This window comes from Aerococcus tenax, assembly GCF_003286645.3.
GTDB lineage: Bacteria > Bacillota > Bacilli > Lactobacillales > Aerococcaceae > Aerococcus > Aerococcus tenax.
Genome location: NZ_CP127382.2, coordinates 1,767,637 through 1,787,654, shown reverse-complemented (window position 1 = coordinate 1,787,654; position 20,018 = coordinate 1,767,637). Strand labels below are relative to the sequence as shown.

The following is a 20,018-nucleotide window of genomic DNA, read 5'->3' as shown; positions in this document are numbered from 1 at the left end:
AGAAGATAATGGTAAAACAAGCAATCAGCTTACTCGGTGCTGGTTCCTGGGGGACCGCCTTGGCCATGGTCTTAGCGGAAAATGGCCACCAGGTGACCCTCTGGACCCACCGGCAAAATCAGGCGGATGAAATTAACCAAGAACATACCAATGCCGCCTATTTAAAAGAGGTCACTTTGCCCAAAGACATTGTCGCAACCTCTGATTTGGAAGCGGCCGTGAAAGGCGCCCAAGTGATCGGCTTTGTGGTGCCGACCAATGCCATCCGCGGGGTAGCCGACCAAGTGGCCGCTATTTTACAAGCCGAGGATGCACAGGCAGACCGGCCGTTGATTTTCCATGCGGCTAAGGGTCTGGAATTAGAGACCCATGAGCGAGTCTCGGTGATCTTAGCAGACAGTTTTAAGGACTTGGCCATTCAAGGGCCGGTGGTCTTATCGGGCCCCAGTCATGCGGAAGAAGTGGCCCGCCATGATATCACCGGAATTACCGCTGCCTGCCAAGATTTGAAGGCGGCGGAAGCTCTCCAAGCCCTCTTTATGAATGCTTATTTTCGGGTCTACACCAATGACGACGTGGTCGGAGTAGAACTCGGTGGTGCCTTGAAAAATATTATTGCCCTCTGTTCCGGAGCTCTAGCTGGTCTAGGCTTTGGTGATAATGCCAAGGCCATCTTGATGACCCGGGGCCTGGCGGAAATTACCCGGCTAGGGGTAGCCTTGGGAGCGGATCCCTTTACCTTTGCCGGTTTGAGTGGGATTGGCGACTTAATCGTTACCTGTACCTCACCCTTTTCTAGGAACTGGCAGGCCGGTTATCAAATTGGCCAGGGCAAGTCGGTCAGTGAAGTCCTCGACCACATGGGAATGATCGTTGAGGGCGTCCATACCACCAAGTCGGCCTATGAATTGGCCCAGTCGGTAGGGATCGAAATGCCAATCACCCAAACTACCTACCAGGTCCTCTATGACCACCAGGACCTCAGAAAATTAGTCGAGGACCTAATGAAACGCCAAGGCAAGCAAGAAGTCGGCTTAGACCGCCTGGCCTTAGAACAGTCCTTGGCCAAGCAAGCCCGCTTGAAGGATTAGGCGCATTTTTTAGCGCTCACTGGGAACTAGCAATCGATAAAAAAGTGATAAGAATCCCCTTAAGGCTTGCTAAATTGCGAAACAACTTTTACATTAAGAGAAGAGACTAGTGACCCAAACTGTCACAATAATTACCGTGAAGTCTGATTCACAAATAAAGGAGTAGCTATGACAAAAGTAAGAAAAGCCATTATCCCTGCCGCTGGTTTAGGAACCCGTTTCTTACCAGCCACCAAGGCTATGGCCAAAGAAATGTTACCAATTGTTGATAAACCCACCATCCAATTTATCGTGGAAGAGGCCCTGGCCAGTGGGATTGAAGATATTCTAATTATTACCGGGAAAAACAAACGCCCCATCGAGGACCACTTTGACTCCAATATTGAACTGGAAGAAAACCTCCACGCCAAGGGTAAGGACGACTTACTGGAAATTGTTCAAGAAACCATTGGCCTTAACCTCTTCTTCAAGCGCCAATCCTATCCTAAGGGACTAGGGGACGCGGTCTTACAAGCCAAGGCCTTTGTCGGCGATGAACCCTTTGTGGTGATGCTGGGCGATGACTTGATGGAAGATGCAGTTCCTTTGACAAAACAATTGATCGACGCTTATCATGATACCCATGCCTCAAATATTGCCGTTATGCGGGTTCCCCACGAAGATACCAGCAAGTACGGCATTATCGATCCCGAAGCCCAATATAAGGACGGTATCTATAATGTTCGCCAATTCGTGGAAAAACCTGATCCTAGCGAAGCGCCGAGTGACTTGGCCATTATCGGTCGTTATCTTCTCACTCCAGAAATCTTTGACCTCTTGGAAACCCAAGAACCTGGGGCCGGAAACGAAATCCAATTGACCGATGCCATTGACCGTTTGAACAAAACACAACGGGTCTTTGCCCTCGAATTCACTGGCCAACGCTATGATGTCGGTAATAAGTTAGAATATATGAAAACCTGTATTTCCTATGGCCTCCGCCATCCAGAAATCAAAGACGACTTACGCGCCTACCTACTTGACTTAGAAAAGGATTTGAAATAATCTCTCGGTTTCCAAGTCCCAGTGCGCCCGTCTTGGTGGAGGCTGGGGATAAAGTGTGACTAAAGTGAAAAAAGTGGAGGAATCAACGTGAGTGAAGCAAGTAAAACTTATGATGTGATCGTTATTGGTGCCGGTCCAGCCGGCCTAACTGCGGCCCTGTATGCGTCACGGGCTAATTTACAGGTTGCTGTTTTGGAACGGGGAGTCCCAGGGGGAGAACTAATTAATACCGCCACGGTGGAAAACTACCCCGGTTACAAGAGCATTTCCGGCCCTGACCTAGCCAACAAGATGTACGAAAGTGCCATGCAATTTGGGGCTGAGTATGTCTTCGGCAATGTGAAGAAAGTGACTCCTGGCAAGCCTTACCACCTGATTGAAACCGATAATGGCGACTTTAAGGCCAAGGCCATCGTGATCGCCACCGGATCAGTACATCGGACCTTGGATGTGCCGGGGGAAGAAGAATATAATGGCCACGGCGTTTCCTACTGTGCCGTTTGTGACGGGGCCTTCTATAAGGGCCGCGACATCAAGGTAGTCGGTGGGGGCGATTCTGCCGTGGAAGAGGGCAGCTACCTGACCCAATTCGCCAACACGGTTGACATTATTCACCGCCGTGACCAATTACGGGCCCAAAAAATTCTCCAAGACCGCGCCTTTGCTAACGACAAGATTTCTTTTACCTGGGATAGCGTGGTCAAAGAAATTAAAGGCGACGGCAAGCAAGTCACCAGCATTGTGGTGGAAAATGTGAAGTCCCATGAAGTGACGGAAGTCCCAGCCGGTGGGGTCTTCATCTATGTAGGGCTCTTGCCTAATAGTGAGCCCTTCAGTGACTTGGGGATTACCGATGAAGAAGGCTGGATCCTAACTGATGAAAACATGGCTACCGCCGTGCCGGGAATCTTTGCTTGTGGGGATGTCCGTAAGAAGAAATTACGCCAAGTCTCCACTGCAGTCGGTGACGCCGGCAGCGCAGGCCAAGAAGCCTACCAATACGTGGAAGCTTTAGGATAGAGTGCGACAAGCGCGTCGAAGAACAAATTTTGATGATGTAGTTTATATTTTATTAAGAGACTGGAACTTTTGTCCTGGTCTCTTTTTTTGTGCGCTCAGGGAAGAGATTTTCTGGAGAGGACTGGTTAGCTAAGCTGGTGAAAGTTTTGTCCGATTATAAGTAATCGTTTATATTAATCAAGTAAAAAAAGCTTTTGTTCAGCAAAACGAAAAATAATTAAATTATTACCAAATAAAGTTAATAATAAATACAATAAAATGTTTTTGGACTATTATCCTTTTGAAAAATATATACCATAAGCAAAAGAGGAATGCCGTTATATCAAGCTTCCTGGGTTTTTTCAAGTGATAAATACTTATTAGTTTAAAAAATAATCAGGAGATTTGATTTAATTTTAAAAATCTGCTAGTTTTTCAATTTCTTTTTTGCTTAACTAATAGCGAATTTTTATATTTTATTATACATTATTTGCTTTTTACACTTAAAAACTAAGAAGAATATAAAGAGGGTAATCAAAACATATGCTAGGGAAGAATAATTTTAAAATGATCAGTGAAAAAAGTTGCAATCGCTCTTATCGCTATGCCATTAGACGTTTAAATATGGGTGTCGCTTCAGTCGCTGTTGCGGTTGGTTTGCTCTTTATGGGAGAGGCCTCTGTGGTTCAGGCGGCTTCAAATGAAGGCGTAACAAGTGCAAATGTCGCCGGTCTTGCAAACGGCCAAGGTCATTCTTCAAAAGAGGCAGATCATGGCAGCCGGGCACTTTCACTAGACAGCAGTCATTCCTTGACTGAGAAGGTGGGCGAGTCAGCGAGCCAACCAGTCTCCAGTATAGAAAATCGGGCGGCTTACTATAGCGACCTGGAAGCCAGCGATGAAGTACTTGTGGGTGGAGACGAGCAACCCACTTACGTTGAACGGAACCGAGAAGCTGACCAAACCCGCACCGTAGAAGATCGGGTCATTGACCATAAGGAAGTGGCTGATAGCCGAACCGTCACTGAAACGGGACTGGGCAGAAACCACTTTGACCGGATTGGCCCCAATGTGACAAAGTATGACCCAACAGAATATAACCCAGCCAAGGCCGACCGTGGCCCAGAGAATGTTCAAGCGGTTCAATTCGGCAATAGCAATGCCTTAGGATCACGGATGATTCACAATGTTCAGAGCCAACGGGGTGCCCTGGTGAAAAAAGAAGCTGTAAGCTTCGATAAAGACTTCGAGTTGAATTTAGAAGTCCGCCTAGACCACCACAACAATACGACTGCCGCAGACGGTTTTGGCTTCCTCTTTATCGAAGGTGCCAACAAAGGGCAAGCCTACCTCAATCAAGGCGGAATCCTCAAGAATCGCGGCGTTGCCAAGGCATTCGGTTATAAGATTGACATTCGTTACAACCCCGAAACCAGTCAGATGGATAAACAAGGGATGTCTAACCGTATTGCCGGTAACCAACATCGTGGCTACACAGCCTTCGTTCGCAATGACCAAGCAGGAAACAGTCGGATTGTCGGATCTAGCCATGGCTTTGAATACAATAATAAGCGGATGCAAGGACGCTATGAACGGGACGTTGACCAATTCCGTCCTGAAGAATTCGAACCTCTTCTTTTGAAATATAGTGCGCGTAGTGGTCAATTCCAAGCAATCTATGGAGACGGGGCCGGTCGTATTGTGCAATCCATCAATGCCCAAGCCTTGGGAATTGACCGCCGTAAGCAATATACCTTTGCCATTACCTCCGAAGTAGCCCCTTACTATCGTGGCGGTGCTGGGGTGGCTGTTCGTCAAGACGGTACGGCTCGAATCACTTACTCTAAGCAAGAAAAAGCCCGGGTCGAAGAAACCCGCCTGGTCCGCCAAGAAAGAGAAAGTGGTTTCGATACTGTTTACAAGTACAACCCCAATCTTGACAAAGGCTTGAGACGGACGATCCAAGAAGGCAAGAAAAACATTGTCGAAAGCCAAATCCATATCAAAACCATCAACAAGAAAGAAGTCAGTCGCCGCTTAGTGAGCGAAAGAGTCCTTCAACAAGGGCAAAATCGCATCATCGAAATCGGCACCCGGGAAGTTAAAAAAGTTCCTCAAGTAATTGTTAAAGAAATCCCTTACCAAACCATCACTCATGAAAATCCTAACCTTTCAAAAGGTGAGCGCCGGGTGATCCAAAGCGGGATCACAGGTCGTGTTGAAGAAACCACAACAACGACCTACGTCAATGGACGCCCACAGCCCAACCCTCAAGTCACCCGCCGCGTCCTTCGCGACAAACGTGACGAAATTGTGGAAGTGGGCACCCAAGAGGTTCGCCAAGAGTCTCAAGTAACCGTTAAGGAAATTCCTTACCAAACCATCACTCGTGAAAATTCCAACCTTCCAAAAGGTGAGCGCCGGGTGATCCAAAGCGGGATCACAGGTCGTGTTGAAGAAACCACAACAACGACTTACGTCAATGGACGTCCACAGCCTAACCCTCAAGTCACCCGCCGCGTCCTTCGCGACAAACGTGACGAAATCGTGGAAGTAGGGACCCAAGAGGTTCGCCAAGATTTGCAAGTGACGGTCAAGGAAATCCCTTACCAAACCATCACTCGTGAGAATCCTAACCTTCCAAAGGGTGAGCGCCGGGTGATTCAAAGTGGAATTACAGGTCGTGTCGAAGAAACCACAACAACGACTTACGTCAATGGACGTCCACAGCCCAACCCTCAAGTCACCCGCCGCGTCCTCCGCGACAAACGTGATGAAATCGTAGAAGTGGGCACCCAAGAGATTCGCCAAGAGTCTCAAGTGAAGGTTAAGGAAATTCCTTATCAAACTATTACTCGCGAAAATCCCAACCTTCCTAAAGGCCAACGTCGGGTGATTCAAACCGGGGTGACAGGTCGAGAAGAAGAAACCACAACAACGACTTACATCAATGGTCAAGCCCAACCGAACCCAGAGGTCACCAGCCGTGTCCTTCGCGACAAACGCGATGAAATTGTGGAAGTGGGGACCCAAGAGGTTCGCCAAGACTCTCAAGTAACCGTTAAGGAAATCCCTTACCAAACCATTACTCGTGAGAATCCTAATCTTCCAAAAGGCGAGCGCCGTGTGATTCAGTCAGGAATTACTGGACGCGTCGAAGAAACTACAACAACGACTTACGTCAATGGACGTCCACAGCCTAACCCTCAAGTCACCCGCCGCGTCCTTCGCGACAAACGTGACGAAATTGTGGAAGTCGGGACCCAAGAGGTTCGCCAAGAGTCACAAGTAACCGTCAAGGAAATCCCTTACCAAACCATCACTCGTGAGAATCCTAATCTTCCAAAAGGCGAGCGCCGTGTGATTCAGTCAGGAATTACTGGACGCGTCGAAGAAACCACAACGACCACTTACGTCAATGGGCGTCCACAGCCTAATCCTCAAGTCACCCGCCGCGTCCTTCGCGACAAACGTGACGAAATCGTGGAAGTAGGGACCCAAGTAGTTGAAGTGAGAAGAGAGGTAACCGTTCGAACCATTAAACCAAAAATTATCTGGATAGATGATCGAGAATTAGCTCCACGAGAAGAAGTGGTTGTTCAAGCTGGTCAAGAGGGAAAAGTTCAAACCATTACCGAAACGACTTACATTAATGGAGTCCCTCAAGCTAATCCGAAGGTAACACGGACAGTTCTTGCCAAAACGATAAATCGAATTATTCGTCGTGGATTTATCGCAGATGGTTATCGCAGTGCCAATGTGGGAGCGGCAAGGGCGCTTACTTATTCAAGTCCTCGGTCTTATCGCTCAGCAACTTATCGTCCAGCTCGTGTGAGACGGTTAGCTAGAGCGCATTACAACAGACCTTCTTACTCACGTTTCTTTAGAAGATAAGAAAGGAAAAACATTTATGTTAGGAAAGAATAATGTCAAATTATATCGTGAAAAAATGGCGAATAAATTCTATCGCTATTCCATTAAACGCCTGAATATCGGTGTTGCTTCAGTGGCAGTCGCTGTTGGTTTGCTCTTTATGGGAGATGCTTCGGTAGTTCGAGCGGCTGCTAATGAAGTAGCTGACTCCGAAAGCAAAGTTACTCTTCCAAGTAGCCAAGACCCGGCACTCAGCTCAGGCCAAGGGCAAAGTAGTCCAGTAGAGTTAGCTAGCCAGGCCAAGGCGACACCCCTTGACAATAAGGCTCAAGCAAGCCAGCCAAGCAGTCCGCAACTTAGTGATAATCAGCCAGCCGCTCTGCCAGTAACTGAAAGTACTCCAGCCAGTCCAGCAGCCACCGTGCCTACAGAGGCTCCAAAGGCTGAAGCGACAAATCCAGTCGCGCCAAGTGCAGATCCAGTTCCAAGCTCGACAGAAGCAACATCAGTCCCAACAGAGCCACTGGCGACAACTTATGATGCCCCAGAAAATGGCCAACCTCCTGTGGTCACTGATAGACAAGCTCATTCATTAAGAATTGTCAATGAAAATCTTGAAGGCGATAAGAACGGCCAACGTTACCAAGATTATTTTGGTGGACAAGCCGCAGCCGGGAAAACCATCAAGGCCGTTTATATCCATGATGGCGTAGAAACTCCAATTGGGGAGACGGTTGCTGAGTCTGATGGCTATTGGAAAATTCCATTAGCTAGCGTTAAGGCGTTGCAAGACGGGGACAAGGTCCGCGTAAGCGATGGAACAAACAGCCAAGAAGTTCCTGTCGATAGTCAATATGGAGGCTTTATTGACAAAGCACCTCAACTGACTAATGAAAAAGGGACTGGCAATTTAACCTTAGCCAGCAAGAAATTTTATCTATCTTTCTTAAATGGAGAACGGGAAAAACTTGCTGCTGTAGGCGCCAAAGCGGTCATTACTTATCCAGGTTCAGATCAACCACAAGAAGTTCCCATAAATAATGTGGATGATAAAGTGACGGTTAATATTCCTGCTGAGCACTTGCCTTTAAAAGTTGTCGATGGCAAGAAATTGAATGACTATGACAATTCTGGGATTGTAATTACCTATGTTGACCGCAAGGGTAGACCGATTGTATCTGCTAGCGGTGTTAATAGAGAGTCTGTAAAAAAGACTTACACGGATAAAGAACGCTATTTCAACGTTTTAAATGCTGGTGAAGTCTCCAACTTTCCACAAATTGTTGATATTTATAAAATTTCTGGGACAGTCTACGATGACCGAAATGGTGATGGTTCAAGTACTGGCGACCAAACCCTAAGCAACATTAAGGTCAACCTCTCCAACCCTGACGATGGGAAATTGCTAGCCAGCACCACAACTGACCTGAATGGACATTATAATTTTGAAAACTTACCTGGATACAACAGCTATGTAGTGAAGTTTGAAGAACCTAATCGTTTTGCCACGGTGAATGCAGGCAAGCAATTTGTCGGCACGGAAAAATTCATTAGGAATCTCAAGAAAGATGAAGTGGTTGACACAGCCTTCCGCAAGATTAAGCATTATGAAGTGCGTACGGAAACCGATAAGCATAGTTCAACTGTAGAGACGACTCCACTGCTGCCTAAAGGTGTTCGCGTGGTCAAACAAACTGGCCATGACGGTGTCAACCGCGTGATTTATGAACAAACCCGCGATGTCTTAGGTGATGAGGACTTAACAGAAGACAACTTTACCGATTACTACACCAAGAAGAATTCAAAGACCCTAATTGAACGCCAAGATGAAGTCATCCTTGAAGGAACCGGTCCAGCTCTTCCCGATCTGGCTATCGATGTCCAAACCCAACCCGGTGAAAAAGATGGCAAAAAGGGTACTTATGTGACCTTCACCTATCCCAAATATGACCAAAATGGCAATAAAACCGTTGAAACCAAGACTGCCTTCATCCCAGACGGTGCCAAAGGTGACACTGGTGCTCAAGGTAAAAAAGGTGACAGAGGTGCTCAAGGGCTACAAGGTGCTCCAGGCGAACCAGGAAAAGACGGTGGAACGCCACGCTTAGCCATTGTTAAAAATGAAAAGAAAAATCCTCAAGAACCAAATTCTTATACAATAAAGATTACTAACCCCGATGGAACTAGCCACCAAGCCGTTATTGCAGATGGTAAGGATGGCAAGTCTCCTGAAATTGACTGGGTGGATAATAAAGATGACACCTATACCGTAAAAGTTAAAGATGTGGATGGGACCACCCACTCAGCTACAATCAGAAACGGTAAAGATGGTAAAACCTTCGCACCAGTTATCAAAAAAGACAAAAACGGTGTAACCTCTATCAAGTTCTTCCCAGTGAACCCAGAAACCGGCCAGCCTGACACCAGCCAAGAAGCCGTTGCCACAGGTGAAATCAAAGATGGTGAACGCGGTCCCCAAGGGGAAAGAGGCGCTCAAGGTCCAAAAGGTGACAAGGGTGATCAAGGAGAAAGAGGACTACAAGGTGCAACCGGTGCCCAAGGTCCAAAAGGAGACACAGGTGCACAAGGCGCCCCAGGTGAAAAAGGGAAAGATGGCGAAAATGGCAAGTCCCCATCCATCTCAACCAAGGATAACGGTGATGGTAGCTACACATTAACAATCACCAATCCAGATGGGTCAACCAATAGTACGGTGATCAAGAATGGTGTCGATGGTAAAGACGGCCTTGAACCAACAGTAACGGCTAAGCGTAATCCAGATAATAATGGCGTCACCCTAACCATCACTCCACGGTCTCGAGACGAAAAAGGTAATATCGTATCTGGAACGCCACAAACAGTGGAGATTAAAGATGGCGCCAAGGGTGACCAAGGTGATCAAGGTCCCCAAGGTGCAAAAGGCGAAGACGGTAAATCGCCAGAAATCTCCAGCGCTGAAAACACTGATGGTAGTCATACCATCACCATCAAGAATCCAAATGGTGCAACCACTTCATTCGTTGTGAAGAACGGTGAAAAAGGTGAACCTGGCGAAACTGGTGCCACAGGCGCTCAAGGTCCCAAAGGTGACAAGGGTGACCAAGGTGAACGCGGTCTTCAAGGCGCACCTGGCCTAAACGGTAAGACCTTTGCCCCAGTTCTCACAAAAGACAATAATGGCACAACTACCATCAAGTTCTACCCAGTGAACCCAGAAACTGGAAAAGCTGACACGACTAAAGAAGCTGTTGCTAGCGGTGAAATCAAAGATGGCACCAAGGGTGACAAAGGTGATCAAGGGCCAAAAGGTGAAAACGGTAAGTCTCCAGAAGTTTCAACCGCTGAAACTAAAGATGGCCATACCATTACCATCAAGAACCCAGATGGGAGCACGACTTCATTTGAAGTCAAGAACGGCCAAAAAGGTGATAAGGGTGATAGAGGTGAAGCTGGTGCAAACGGCAAAGACGGCCTTGCGCCAAAAGTAACCGCCGTTCGCAATCAAGCCAATGATGGCGTAACCCTTACCATCACCCCTCAAAGTCGTGACGCCAAAGGTAAAGTCGTTGACGGCACTCCACAAAGTGTCGACATCAAAGACGGCGCAGAAGGTAAAGCAGGAGCCCAAGGACTTGCCGGTAAAGACGGTCTAGCACCAAAAGTAAGTGCTGAGCGAAATGCAGCTAACAATGGCCTTACTTTAACCATCACGCCTAAAATTCGTGATGAAAAAGGCAATATCGTTGACGGTAAACCACAAACTGTTGAAGTCAAAGATGGTCAAAAAGGTGACGATGGAAAATCCTACGCTCCAGTGATCACCAAAGATAATAATGGCACCACCACCATCAAGTTCTACCCAGTGAACCCAGAAACCGGCAAAGCTGACACTAGTAAAGAAGCCGTTGCCACAGGCGAAATCAAAGATGGAGCCAAGGGTGACAAAGGTGATCAAGGTCCACAAGGCGAAAAAGGCGCAGACGGCAAGTCCCCAGAAATCTCCACTACCGAAAACGCAGATGGTAGTCATACCATCACCATCAAGAATCCAAACGGCACGACTACTTCATTTGTTGTGAAGAACGGTGAAAAAGGAGCCCAAGGAGAAAGAGGTTTACAAGGTGAGCGTGGTGAAGCCGGTGCTCGAGGTCCAAAAGGCGACCAAGGTGAACGTGGCCTAGCAGGCGAGAATGGAAAATCCTACGCTCCAGTGATCACAAAAGACAATAAGGGCACAACCACTATCAAGTTCTACCCAGTAAATCCAGAAACTGGCAAGCCAGATACTAGTGAAGAAGCTGTTGCCACAGGCGAAATCAAAGATGGAGCCAAGGGTGACAAAGGTGATCAAGGTCCACAAGGTCTCAAAGGTGACCGTGGTGAAAAGGGTGAAACCGGAGCACGCGGGCTACAAGGCGAAAAAGGTAAAGATGGTGTAGACGGTAAGTCTCCAGAAGTTTCAACCGCTGAAACCAAAGATGGCCATACCATCACCATCAAGAACCCAGACGGCAGCACGACTTCATTTGAAGTGAAGAATGGTCAAAAGGGAGACAATGGTGATAGAGGTGAAGCTGGCGTAAATGGTAAAGACGGCCTTGCGCCAAAAGTAACCGCTGTTCGTAACCAAGCCAATGATGGGGTAACTCTCACCATCACGCCTCAAAGTCGTGACGCCCAAGGCAAGATCGTTGACGGCACGCCACAAAGTGTCGACATCAAAGATGGCGCTAAAGGTGAAGCCGGTGCCCAAGGTCTTGCTGGTAAAGACGGTCTAGCACCAAAAGTAACAGCTGAGCGAAATGATGCCAACAATGGTGTCACTCTAACCATCACCCCACAAATTCGTGATGAAAAAGGTAATATTGTTGACGGTAAGCCACAAACCGTGGAAGTCAATGATGGTCAAAAAGGTGACGATGGAAAATCCTACGCTCCAGTGATCACCAAAGATAATAATGGCACCACCACCATCAAGTTCTACCCAGTGAACCCAGAAACCGGCAAAGCTGACACGACTAAAGAAGCCGTTGCTACCGGTGAAATTAAAGATGGCGCTAAAGGTGAAGCAGGGGCTCAAGGGCCACAAGGCGAAAAAGGCGCTGACGGCAAGTCACCAGAAATATCCAGCGCTGAAAATCCTGACGGTAGCCACACCATCACTATCAAGAACCCGAATGGCACCACCAATTCATTTACTGTTAAGAACGGTGAACAGGGTGTTGCAGGAACTAACGGTAAGGATGGAAAAGACGCTGCTCCACTAACAGTAACCAAGACTGAAAAGGATAAAGACGGCAATACAGTTGTTACTTTATCTGATGGTACAGTCCTCAATATCGCAAAAGGGGACAAGGGTGACCAAGGTCTTCCAGGTGAAAAAGGCGCCAAGGGAGATAAAGGTGACACAGGTGCTCAAGGCCCACAAGGTCAAAAGGGTGACAAGGGCGACCAAGGTGAGCGTGGCGCCCAAGGAGCTGCAGGAGCCAATGGAAAAGATGGTAAGAATGGCGCAGACGGCAAGTCCCCAGAAATCTCCAGCGCCGAAAATCCTGATGGCAGCCACACCATTACTATCAAGAATCCAAACGGTACCACTACTTCATTTGTTGTGAAGAACGGTGAAAAAGGTCAAGCAGGAGCGCCAGGCAAAGACGGCAAATCGCCAGTTGTATTTGCCCAACGCGGTTTTTCAGACAATACTAAGAAAGTGCCCGGAACCTGGTTACGTATTAAGAACCCAGACACCCTAGAAACGACCAACAACATCTTTATTCCAGACGGTGCCAAAGGAGATAAGGGTGATACTGGTGCTCAAGGACCAAAAGGTAATCAAGGTGAACGTGGCGCAGCAGGCGACAACGGGAAGACCTTTGCCCCAGTTCTCACAAAAGATAAAGATGGCGTAACCACCATCAAGTTCTATCCAGTGAACCCAGAAACCGGCAAGGCTGACACGACTAAAGAAGCGGTTGCTACAGGCGAAATCAAAGATGGAGCCAAAGGTGAAGTCGGCGCTCAAGGACCACAGGGCGAAAAAGGTAAGGATGGTGCAGACGGTAAGTCCCCAGAAATTTCAACCACTGAAACTCCAGACGGACACACAATCACCATTAAGAATCCGAACGGCACGACCACTTCATTTGTTGTGGAGAATGGTGAAAAAGGTGCTAAGGGTGACAAAGGCGATACCGGTGCGGCTGGTGCAAACGGTCAAGACGGCCTTGCACCAAAAGTCACTGCCGTTCGTAATAAGGCTAATGATGGTGTGACCCTCACTATCACTCCACAAAGCCGTGACGAAAAAGGTAAGGTCGTCGATGGCACCCCACAAGTTGTGGACATCAAAGATGGTGCGGAAGGTAAAGCCGGTGCCCAAGGGGTAGCTGGCAAAGACGGTCTAGCACCAAAAGTAAGCGCTGATCGAAATGCAGCTAGCAATGGTGTCACTTTAACTATTACCCCACAAATCCGTGATGACAAAGGGAATATCGTTGATGGCAAACCACAAACCGTGGAAGTCCACGATGGTCTAAAGGGTGACGATGGTAAATCCTATGCCCCAGTTGTTACAAAAGATAAAGATGGTGTAACCACCATTAAGTTCTATCCGGTGAACCCAGAAACCGGCAAAGCAGACACGACTAAAGAAGCGGTTGCCACTGGCGAAATCAAAGATGGCGCCAAAGGTGAAGTCGGTGCTCAAGGGCCACAAGGTCTAAAAGGTGATCAAGGTCTCCAAGGTGAACGTGGTGAAAAAGGTGAAAAAGGTGAAAAGGGAGATAAGGGTGAAGCCGGTGCTCAAGGCCTACAAGGCGAAAAAGGAGCAGACGGTAAGTCCCCAGAAATCTCCAGCACCGAAAATGCTGATGGCACTCATACCATCACCATCAAGAATCCAAATGGTAGCACCACTTCATTCGTCGTAAAGAACGGTGAAAAAGGTCAAGCAGGAGCGCCAGGAAAAGATGGTAAATCGCCAATCGTATTCGCCCAACGCGGTTTCTCTGACAATACCAAGAAAGTTCCCGGGACCTGGTTGCGTATCAAGAACCCAGATACCTTTGAAACCACCAATAACATCTTTATTCCAGATGGTGCTAAAGGAGAAAAAGGGGATCAAGGCGCTGCAGGTACCAACGGAAAAGATGGTATCGACGGCAAATCGCCAACTATCTCAACCAAAGATAACGGTAACGGCTCTCACACCATCACCATCACCAATCCAGATGGCAGCACAACTTCATTCGAAGTGAAGAATGGCCAAAAGGGTGATAAAGGTGATAAGGGTGACCGTGGCGAAGCTGGTCCTCAAGGTGCCGCTGGAACCAACGGAAAGGACGCTGCACCACTAACTGTCACCAAGACCGAAAAAGATAAAGACGGCAATACAGTTGTTACCTTATCCGATGGCACAGTCCTCAATATCGCAAAAGGTGATAAAGGAGACCAAGGTCTTCCAGGTGAAAAAGGCGCCAAGGGGGATAAAGGTGATACAGGTGCTCAAGGTCCTAAAGGGGATAAAGGTGACCAAGGAGAAAGAGGTTTGCAAGGCGCCCAGGGTGAACGTGGTGCTCAAGGGCCACAAGGCGAAAAAGGCGCAGACGGCAAGTCCCCAGAAATCTCTAGCGCTGAGAACGCAGACGGCACTCACACCATTACCATCAAGAATCCAAACGGCACTACCACTTCATTCACTGTGAAGAACGGTACACCAGGTGCCAAAGGTGAAAAAGGTGATAAGGGAGACCGCGGTGAAAGAGGTCTACAAGGTGAACGTGGTGCTCAAGGGGCCGCTGGTACCAACGGAAAAGATGGTAAAGACGGAAAATCACCACTTATCTCAACCAAAGATAACGGCGATGGATCTCACACTATTACTATTACCAATCCAGACGGCTCAACCACTACTACAACCATCAAGAACGGTAAGGATGGAGAAAATGGTAAAGATGCCACTCCACTAACAGTAACCAAGACCGAAAAAGATAAAGATGGCAATACAGTTGTTACTCTATCCGATGGTACAGTCCTCAATATCGCAAAAGGGGACAAAGGTGACCAAGGCCTTCCAGGCGAAAAAGGCGCCAAGGGAGATAAAGGTGACACCGGTGCAGCTGGAGCCAACGGTAAAGACGGTGTGAACGGAAAATCCCCAGAAGTCTCAACCGCTGAAACCCCAGATGGTCACACAATCACTATTAAGAACCCAGACGGCAGCACCACTTCATTCGAAGTGAAGAACGGGCAAAAGGGTGAAAAAGGTGATAAGGGTGACAAAGGTGACGCCGGAAGCAACGGTAAAGATGGTAAAGACGGCAAGTCCATTACCGTCACCCACACCGCTAAAGACGATAAAGGGAACACTTTAGTCACTTTATCCGATGGCACAGTTCTCACCATCGCAAAAGGCGATAAAGGTGAAAAAGGCGACCAAGGTGCTGCAGGAACTAATGGTAAAGACGGTAAGGATGGCAAGGACGGCAAGACCTATCTGCCAGTGGTGGAAAGAACATCCTATGGTAATCTGATTAACTTCTACCCAGTCAACCCTGAAACGGGTAAGGTGGATACCACGAAGGAACCCGTTGCCAGAGCCATTGTCAAGGATGGCCTAGATGGCTTAGCGCCTAAGATCACAGCACGCCGGAATGCAACTAACGATGGAGTTATTATCACAGTAACGCCACAAGTCCGTGGTACAGATCGTTCGGTTACTGATGACACGCCGGAAGTCACTGAGTTGAAAGACGGTAAATCTCCAGACGTTGATGTGACGACAGACGCTAATGGCAACCATGTCGTTACAATTACCAAAACCAATGGCAAGCAAAAATCCGTCACCATCACTAACGGTAAGGATGGCAAAGCCCCAATCGTTGACACTCTACCAGCTAAAGATAATGAAGGGCATAGCGGAACGAAGATCCTGGTCAAACATCCAGAAACCGGAGCTGTCATTTCTGAAAGCTTTGTCAGAGACGGTAAAGATGGTAAAGACGGCAAGGATGGCAAGGCTCCAATTGTTGAGACCAAGCCAGGCCAAGACCGGGCAGGGCAAACAGGTGCCTACATTATTGTCAAGAATCCAGAAACCGGGGCAGTGATCAGTGAGACCTTCATCTCTGATGGTAAGGATGGCGAGTCGCCTAAGGTTGAAACCACCCCAGCTACCAATGATAAGGGTGAAAAAGGTCATTACATCAGCTTCACCCATCCAAAGACGGGGCAAACCATCAGCAAAGTCTTCGTCAAAGACGGTAAAGATGGAAAAGATGGCAAGGACGGTCAAGATGGCCTAACTCCAGATATCAAGCCAGTCTTCGATAAGAATGGTAAACAAATCGGGGTTGAAATTAGCTTAACCGACCGCAACGGCAAGCTCTTAAGTCGAGAATTTATCTATAATGGTGAAGATGGGCAAACTCCAATCATTGAGACCGAGCCAAGCGACAATCCTAAGCAACCAGGCACCAAGATTATCTATAAGAATCCGAAAACTGGAGAAGTGATCCGACAAGTCTTCGTTCGTGACGGCAAAGACGGCAAAGATGGTAAGGATGGCCGTGACGGTCGTGATGGTCGAGACGGTAAGGATGCTCAAGGGGTTGAGAAGATCACCGTCAATAATAACGGCGATCTTGTGATTATCAACAACAACCAAACTACCCAAGTAATTCCTCGTCCAAATAAGGGCGGCATTAAAGATGCCAAGGTCGATGATGCCGGACATTTGATCATCAGTCTTGAAGGTGGTCGGACCATTGACGCAGGTCTTGTTCGCGGCAAAGATGGCCGTGACGGTCGCGATGGTAAAGACGGCAAAGACGGTAAAGATGGTCGCGGCATTAAGAATGTCAAGCTTACTGACAATGGGGACTTCATTGTGGTCTATACCGACTACAGTATCGAAATTGTGGGTAATGTTTGTGGGACCTGTCCAACTCCAAGCAAACCTGACCAACCTAAACCTGGCAAACCCGTAAACCCAGATAAGCCAGGAACTCCAGATAAACCGGCTCAGCCTGACCAACCTGGAAATCCGAAAAAACCAGGAAACCCAGACAAGCCAGTTAATCCGGAAAAGCCAGACCAACCAGGTCATCTAGACAAAAGCACTGACCAAGGGGTCGAACCGAAATCTCAGGACAAAGAAAAAACTCCAAAAACCCCTCAAAGTCCACAAGATAAGCCAAGTCCAAAAACACCAGAAACTCCTCGTTCAACTGACACAGATGAACCCAAGGAGCACAAAAATCAAGAAGAGATTCCTACTGAACACTCTGATCAGTTTGTGACAACTAAAGTTCACAAGAAACAAGGGACTCCAGTGAAGACCTATAAACTCATTCAACCTAAGGCCCTCAAGGCTAGCGGTAATGCGCCAGTAAGTGGTCAAGATTTCAATGCATTGCCTAGTCAAGAAGCCAAGCAAGAAGTGTCTAAAGCTAAGGGCCAAGCAGCTAGCTTGCCAAAAACAGGCTCAGAAGCTGATTCCACGCTAGCAGTTCTCTTAGCAGCTGCCTTATTGCTCACTGGAACAGGATTGGTTACAATCAGCAAGAAAGATGAATCTCTTCGATAAAAAGCGGTCAAGCTTAACTCATTAAGCATCGATCCCTAAGGTAATTAAGAGGCCAAGACAAAAGTCGCGGCCTCTTTTTTATTGGGAATTAATAATCAAAATTCCCAACAAATTTTCAAATAACTGTTATAGTAAATAGGTAAAGTTTTATAGAAATGAGGAATTCAATGAAAGAAAATAAGTTATTCTATGGTTGGTGGGTCGTTCTAGGCGCCATTATCATGCTAGCGGTCATGGGACCGGCTTCGGTGGCCGTAGCTAACCTCTTCCAACCCTATGTCGTTGAAGAATTTGGCATTGCCAATTCAGCCTTTGCCATTGTGAACTCCATTGTGCTGGGGATGGGGATCTTTGTATCGCCCTTTGTCTCCCAACAATTCGCTAAGAAGGGGAACTTCAAGCGCTTCTACCTGATCGGTGTGCTTGCCTATGCCATTTCTTACGGTTTATATGCCTTTGCCCCGAATATTTATGTGTTTTATTTGCTCTCTATTGGGGTAGGTTTTGGTTATACCGCCACCACCATTATTCCCGTGTCCATGCTGGTCAATAATTGGTTCGTGAAAAGTCGGGGAACCGCCCTCAGTCTTTCCTTTGCTGGACTCGGTCTGGGCGGCATTATCTTCAGTCAATTACTAACCTGGTTAATTGGTGACATGGGCTGGCGGATGGCTTACTTAGTCTATGCCATCATCATGTTAGTGGTCGGGATTCCGATAGTGATGATGCTCTTCGTGGAACACCCTGAAGCTAAAGGCCTCCATGCCTTGGGAGCAGCTGAAGTGGATGACACGGCTGACCATCAAGAAGAGGACCATACAGGGGTGAAATTACCTACCAAAGATGCCTTTAAGAAGCCTTTCTTTATCATGTTATTAATCGGTACCGTCTTTATCGGTATCTCGAATAACGGGGGCTTGGGGCAATTTCCACCTTATGTCCAACAACTCCACGGCGCGGGTAAGATGGCCCAAATGGTATCCATCTATTCTGGGGTCGGTATTCTCGGTAAGTTGGTGCTCGGTGTGGTTAATGACAAGTTTGGTGTTCGGATCGCGACCCTTTACGCTTCCTTACTCTGCGCCTTGGCTTACTTCTTGATGCTCTTCAGTGGCAACTATACCTTTGTCTTCCTGATGGCCATTTTCTTTGGTTTAGGGAATGCCATTGGTACCGTCTTACCGCCATTGATGACCTCATCGATCTTTAATGCGAATGACTATCCTAAGGCCTACGGTATCGTCCAAAGTGCTTTGATGTTAGGGATGACTTCCGGTTCACTATTGGCAGCCACCCTAGCGGATGTTTCCGGAACCTACCAAACCGCCTGGATCTTCCTGGCAGTCTTATCAGCCTTAATCGCTGTCTTCTGGATCGCCGCCCACAAACAAGCAGAAAAATATATGTAGTATAATCTAATTTTCAACCTCTCTTAGTAGAAAAACTAGGAGAGGTTTTTGTGTATTTAAGTTAATTAAATGGTTTGGATTCTCCATTGAGTACTTTACTAAAATGTTTAAAGACGTAATTTTCTTTATCTAATTGGCTAACTAAATATATGTATATTGCTTGAATAATAAATGTAAATAATATTTCATTACCGTAATAACGAGTTCCCTTACTCTTAAAAGTTGAATAAGAAAGTATTGGATAAGTAGCTAGATCGTATAAGTAACTATTGACTTTGGCGGTTAATAAGACAGTAGTAGATTCGCTTATCTTAGCTTGATCAAATAATGTTTTGACTAGAGCGGATTCACCCGTTTGAGAAATACCGAAAATCAGATCATCTTTGTTTAACATGTAACTCTCTTGAACAGCCTCAAAATTAGAATCAACTAGATGTACATTTTTGAGTACCGTGCGTAATTTTGAATGTAAATTTTTTGCGATAATACCTGAATATCCAGCGCCAGCGATGTATATATTCCTAGGAACCATTAATTCATTGACTACCTTTTCAAGTATCTGGTAATCCAGTTGTTGAATATTTGTTTCTAAATTAGATATATTACTTAAAATATATGAACTTAAGGTATATTCAAAACTGTTCTTTTCTGCATGAATTTCTGAAAAATAATCTTTTCTGTTGTAATAGATTTCATCTGAAGCACAAGCTAATTTAAAATCTTTAAAACCCTGATAACCCAGCTTTTGGGTAAAACGTATGATTGTTGTTTCAGATAGATTTAACTGTTGAGCAACTTCAGAAATATTCATAGGACCTATATCTTTATAGTTTTCTTGTACGAATTGGGCAATCGCTTGTTCACTTTTAGTTAAATTTGTATTCATAGCGCTAATTGCGTAATAGGGAGATTTATTCATAATTTCGTCTTCCTTTCTCTCAATATTTACATTAATTTAAAACTCCATTTAAATGGAGCTTTATTAGGATGAACTTTACCTATATTTTACACAAATAA

Annotated in this window: 6 protein-coding genes and 1 pseudogene; 6 read left to right on the top strand and 1 reads right to left on the bottom strand. The window is 46.7% G+C overall.

The window, feature by feature from the left end; genetic code table 11:
• Positions 1-8 precede the first annotated feature (8 nt).
• From DBT50_RS08345 to DBT50_RS08320, 6 genes and pseudogenes are all read left to right on the top strand, one after another.
• The gene (locus DBT50_RS08345; RefSeq protein ID WP_111852032.1) at positions 9-1,091 is read left to right on the top strand and encodes an NAD(P)H-dependent glycerol-3-phosphate dehydrogenase; all 1,083 of its coding nucleotides are present in this window, start codon (positions 9-11) and stop codon (positions 1,089-1,091) included.
• A 168-nt stretch (positions 1,092-1,259) separates the two neighbouring features.
• Positions 1,260-2,135, top strand: coding sequence for a UTP--glucose-1-phosphate uridylyltransferase GalU (gene galU, locus DBT50_RS08340; RefSeq protein ID WP_111822242.1), 876 nt, complete (start codon positions 1,260-1,262; stop codon positions 2,133-2,135).
• Positions 2,136-2,222: 87 nt separating this feature from the next.
• Positions 2,223-3,155, top strand: a complete 933-nt coding sequence (gene trxB / locus DBT50_RS08335; protein ID WP_111852033.1) for a thioredoxin-disulfide reductase — start codon at positions 2,223-2,225, stop codon at positions 3,153-3,155.
• Between the two features lie 546 nt (positions 3,156-3,701).
• Complete coding sequence (locus DBT50_RS08330; RefSeq protein ID WP_181566088.1) at positions 3,702-7,028, top strand: G5 domain-containing protein; 3,327 nt, start codon at positions 3,702-3,704, stop codon at positions 7,026-7,028.
• A gap of 16 nt (positions 7,029-7,044) precedes the next feature.
• A pseudogene (locus DBT50_RS08325) lies at positions 7,045-17,565 on the top strand (collagen-flanked surface repeat-containing protein); the annotation flags it as partial.
• A 194-nt stretch (positions 17,566-17,759) separates the two neighbouring features.
• On the top strand, positions 17,760-19,001 hold the full coding sequence (locus tag DBT50_RS08320) for an MFS transporter (RefSeq protein WP_181566089.1): 1,242 nt from the start codon (positions 17,760-17,762) through the stop codon (positions 18,999-19,001).
• 61 nt (positions 19,002-19,062) lie between these two features.
• Here the strand turns inward: DBT50_RS08320 and DBT50_RS08315 are convergent, their stop codons facing one another.
• Positions 19,063-19,920: a MurR/RpiR family transcriptional regulator gene (locus tag DBT50_RS08315; RefSeq protein WP_111852037.1), complete on the bottom strand. Its 858-nt coding sequence runs from the start codon at positions 19,918-19,920 to the stop codon at positions 19,063-19,065.
• Positions 19,921-20,018: the final 98 nt, after the last annotated feature.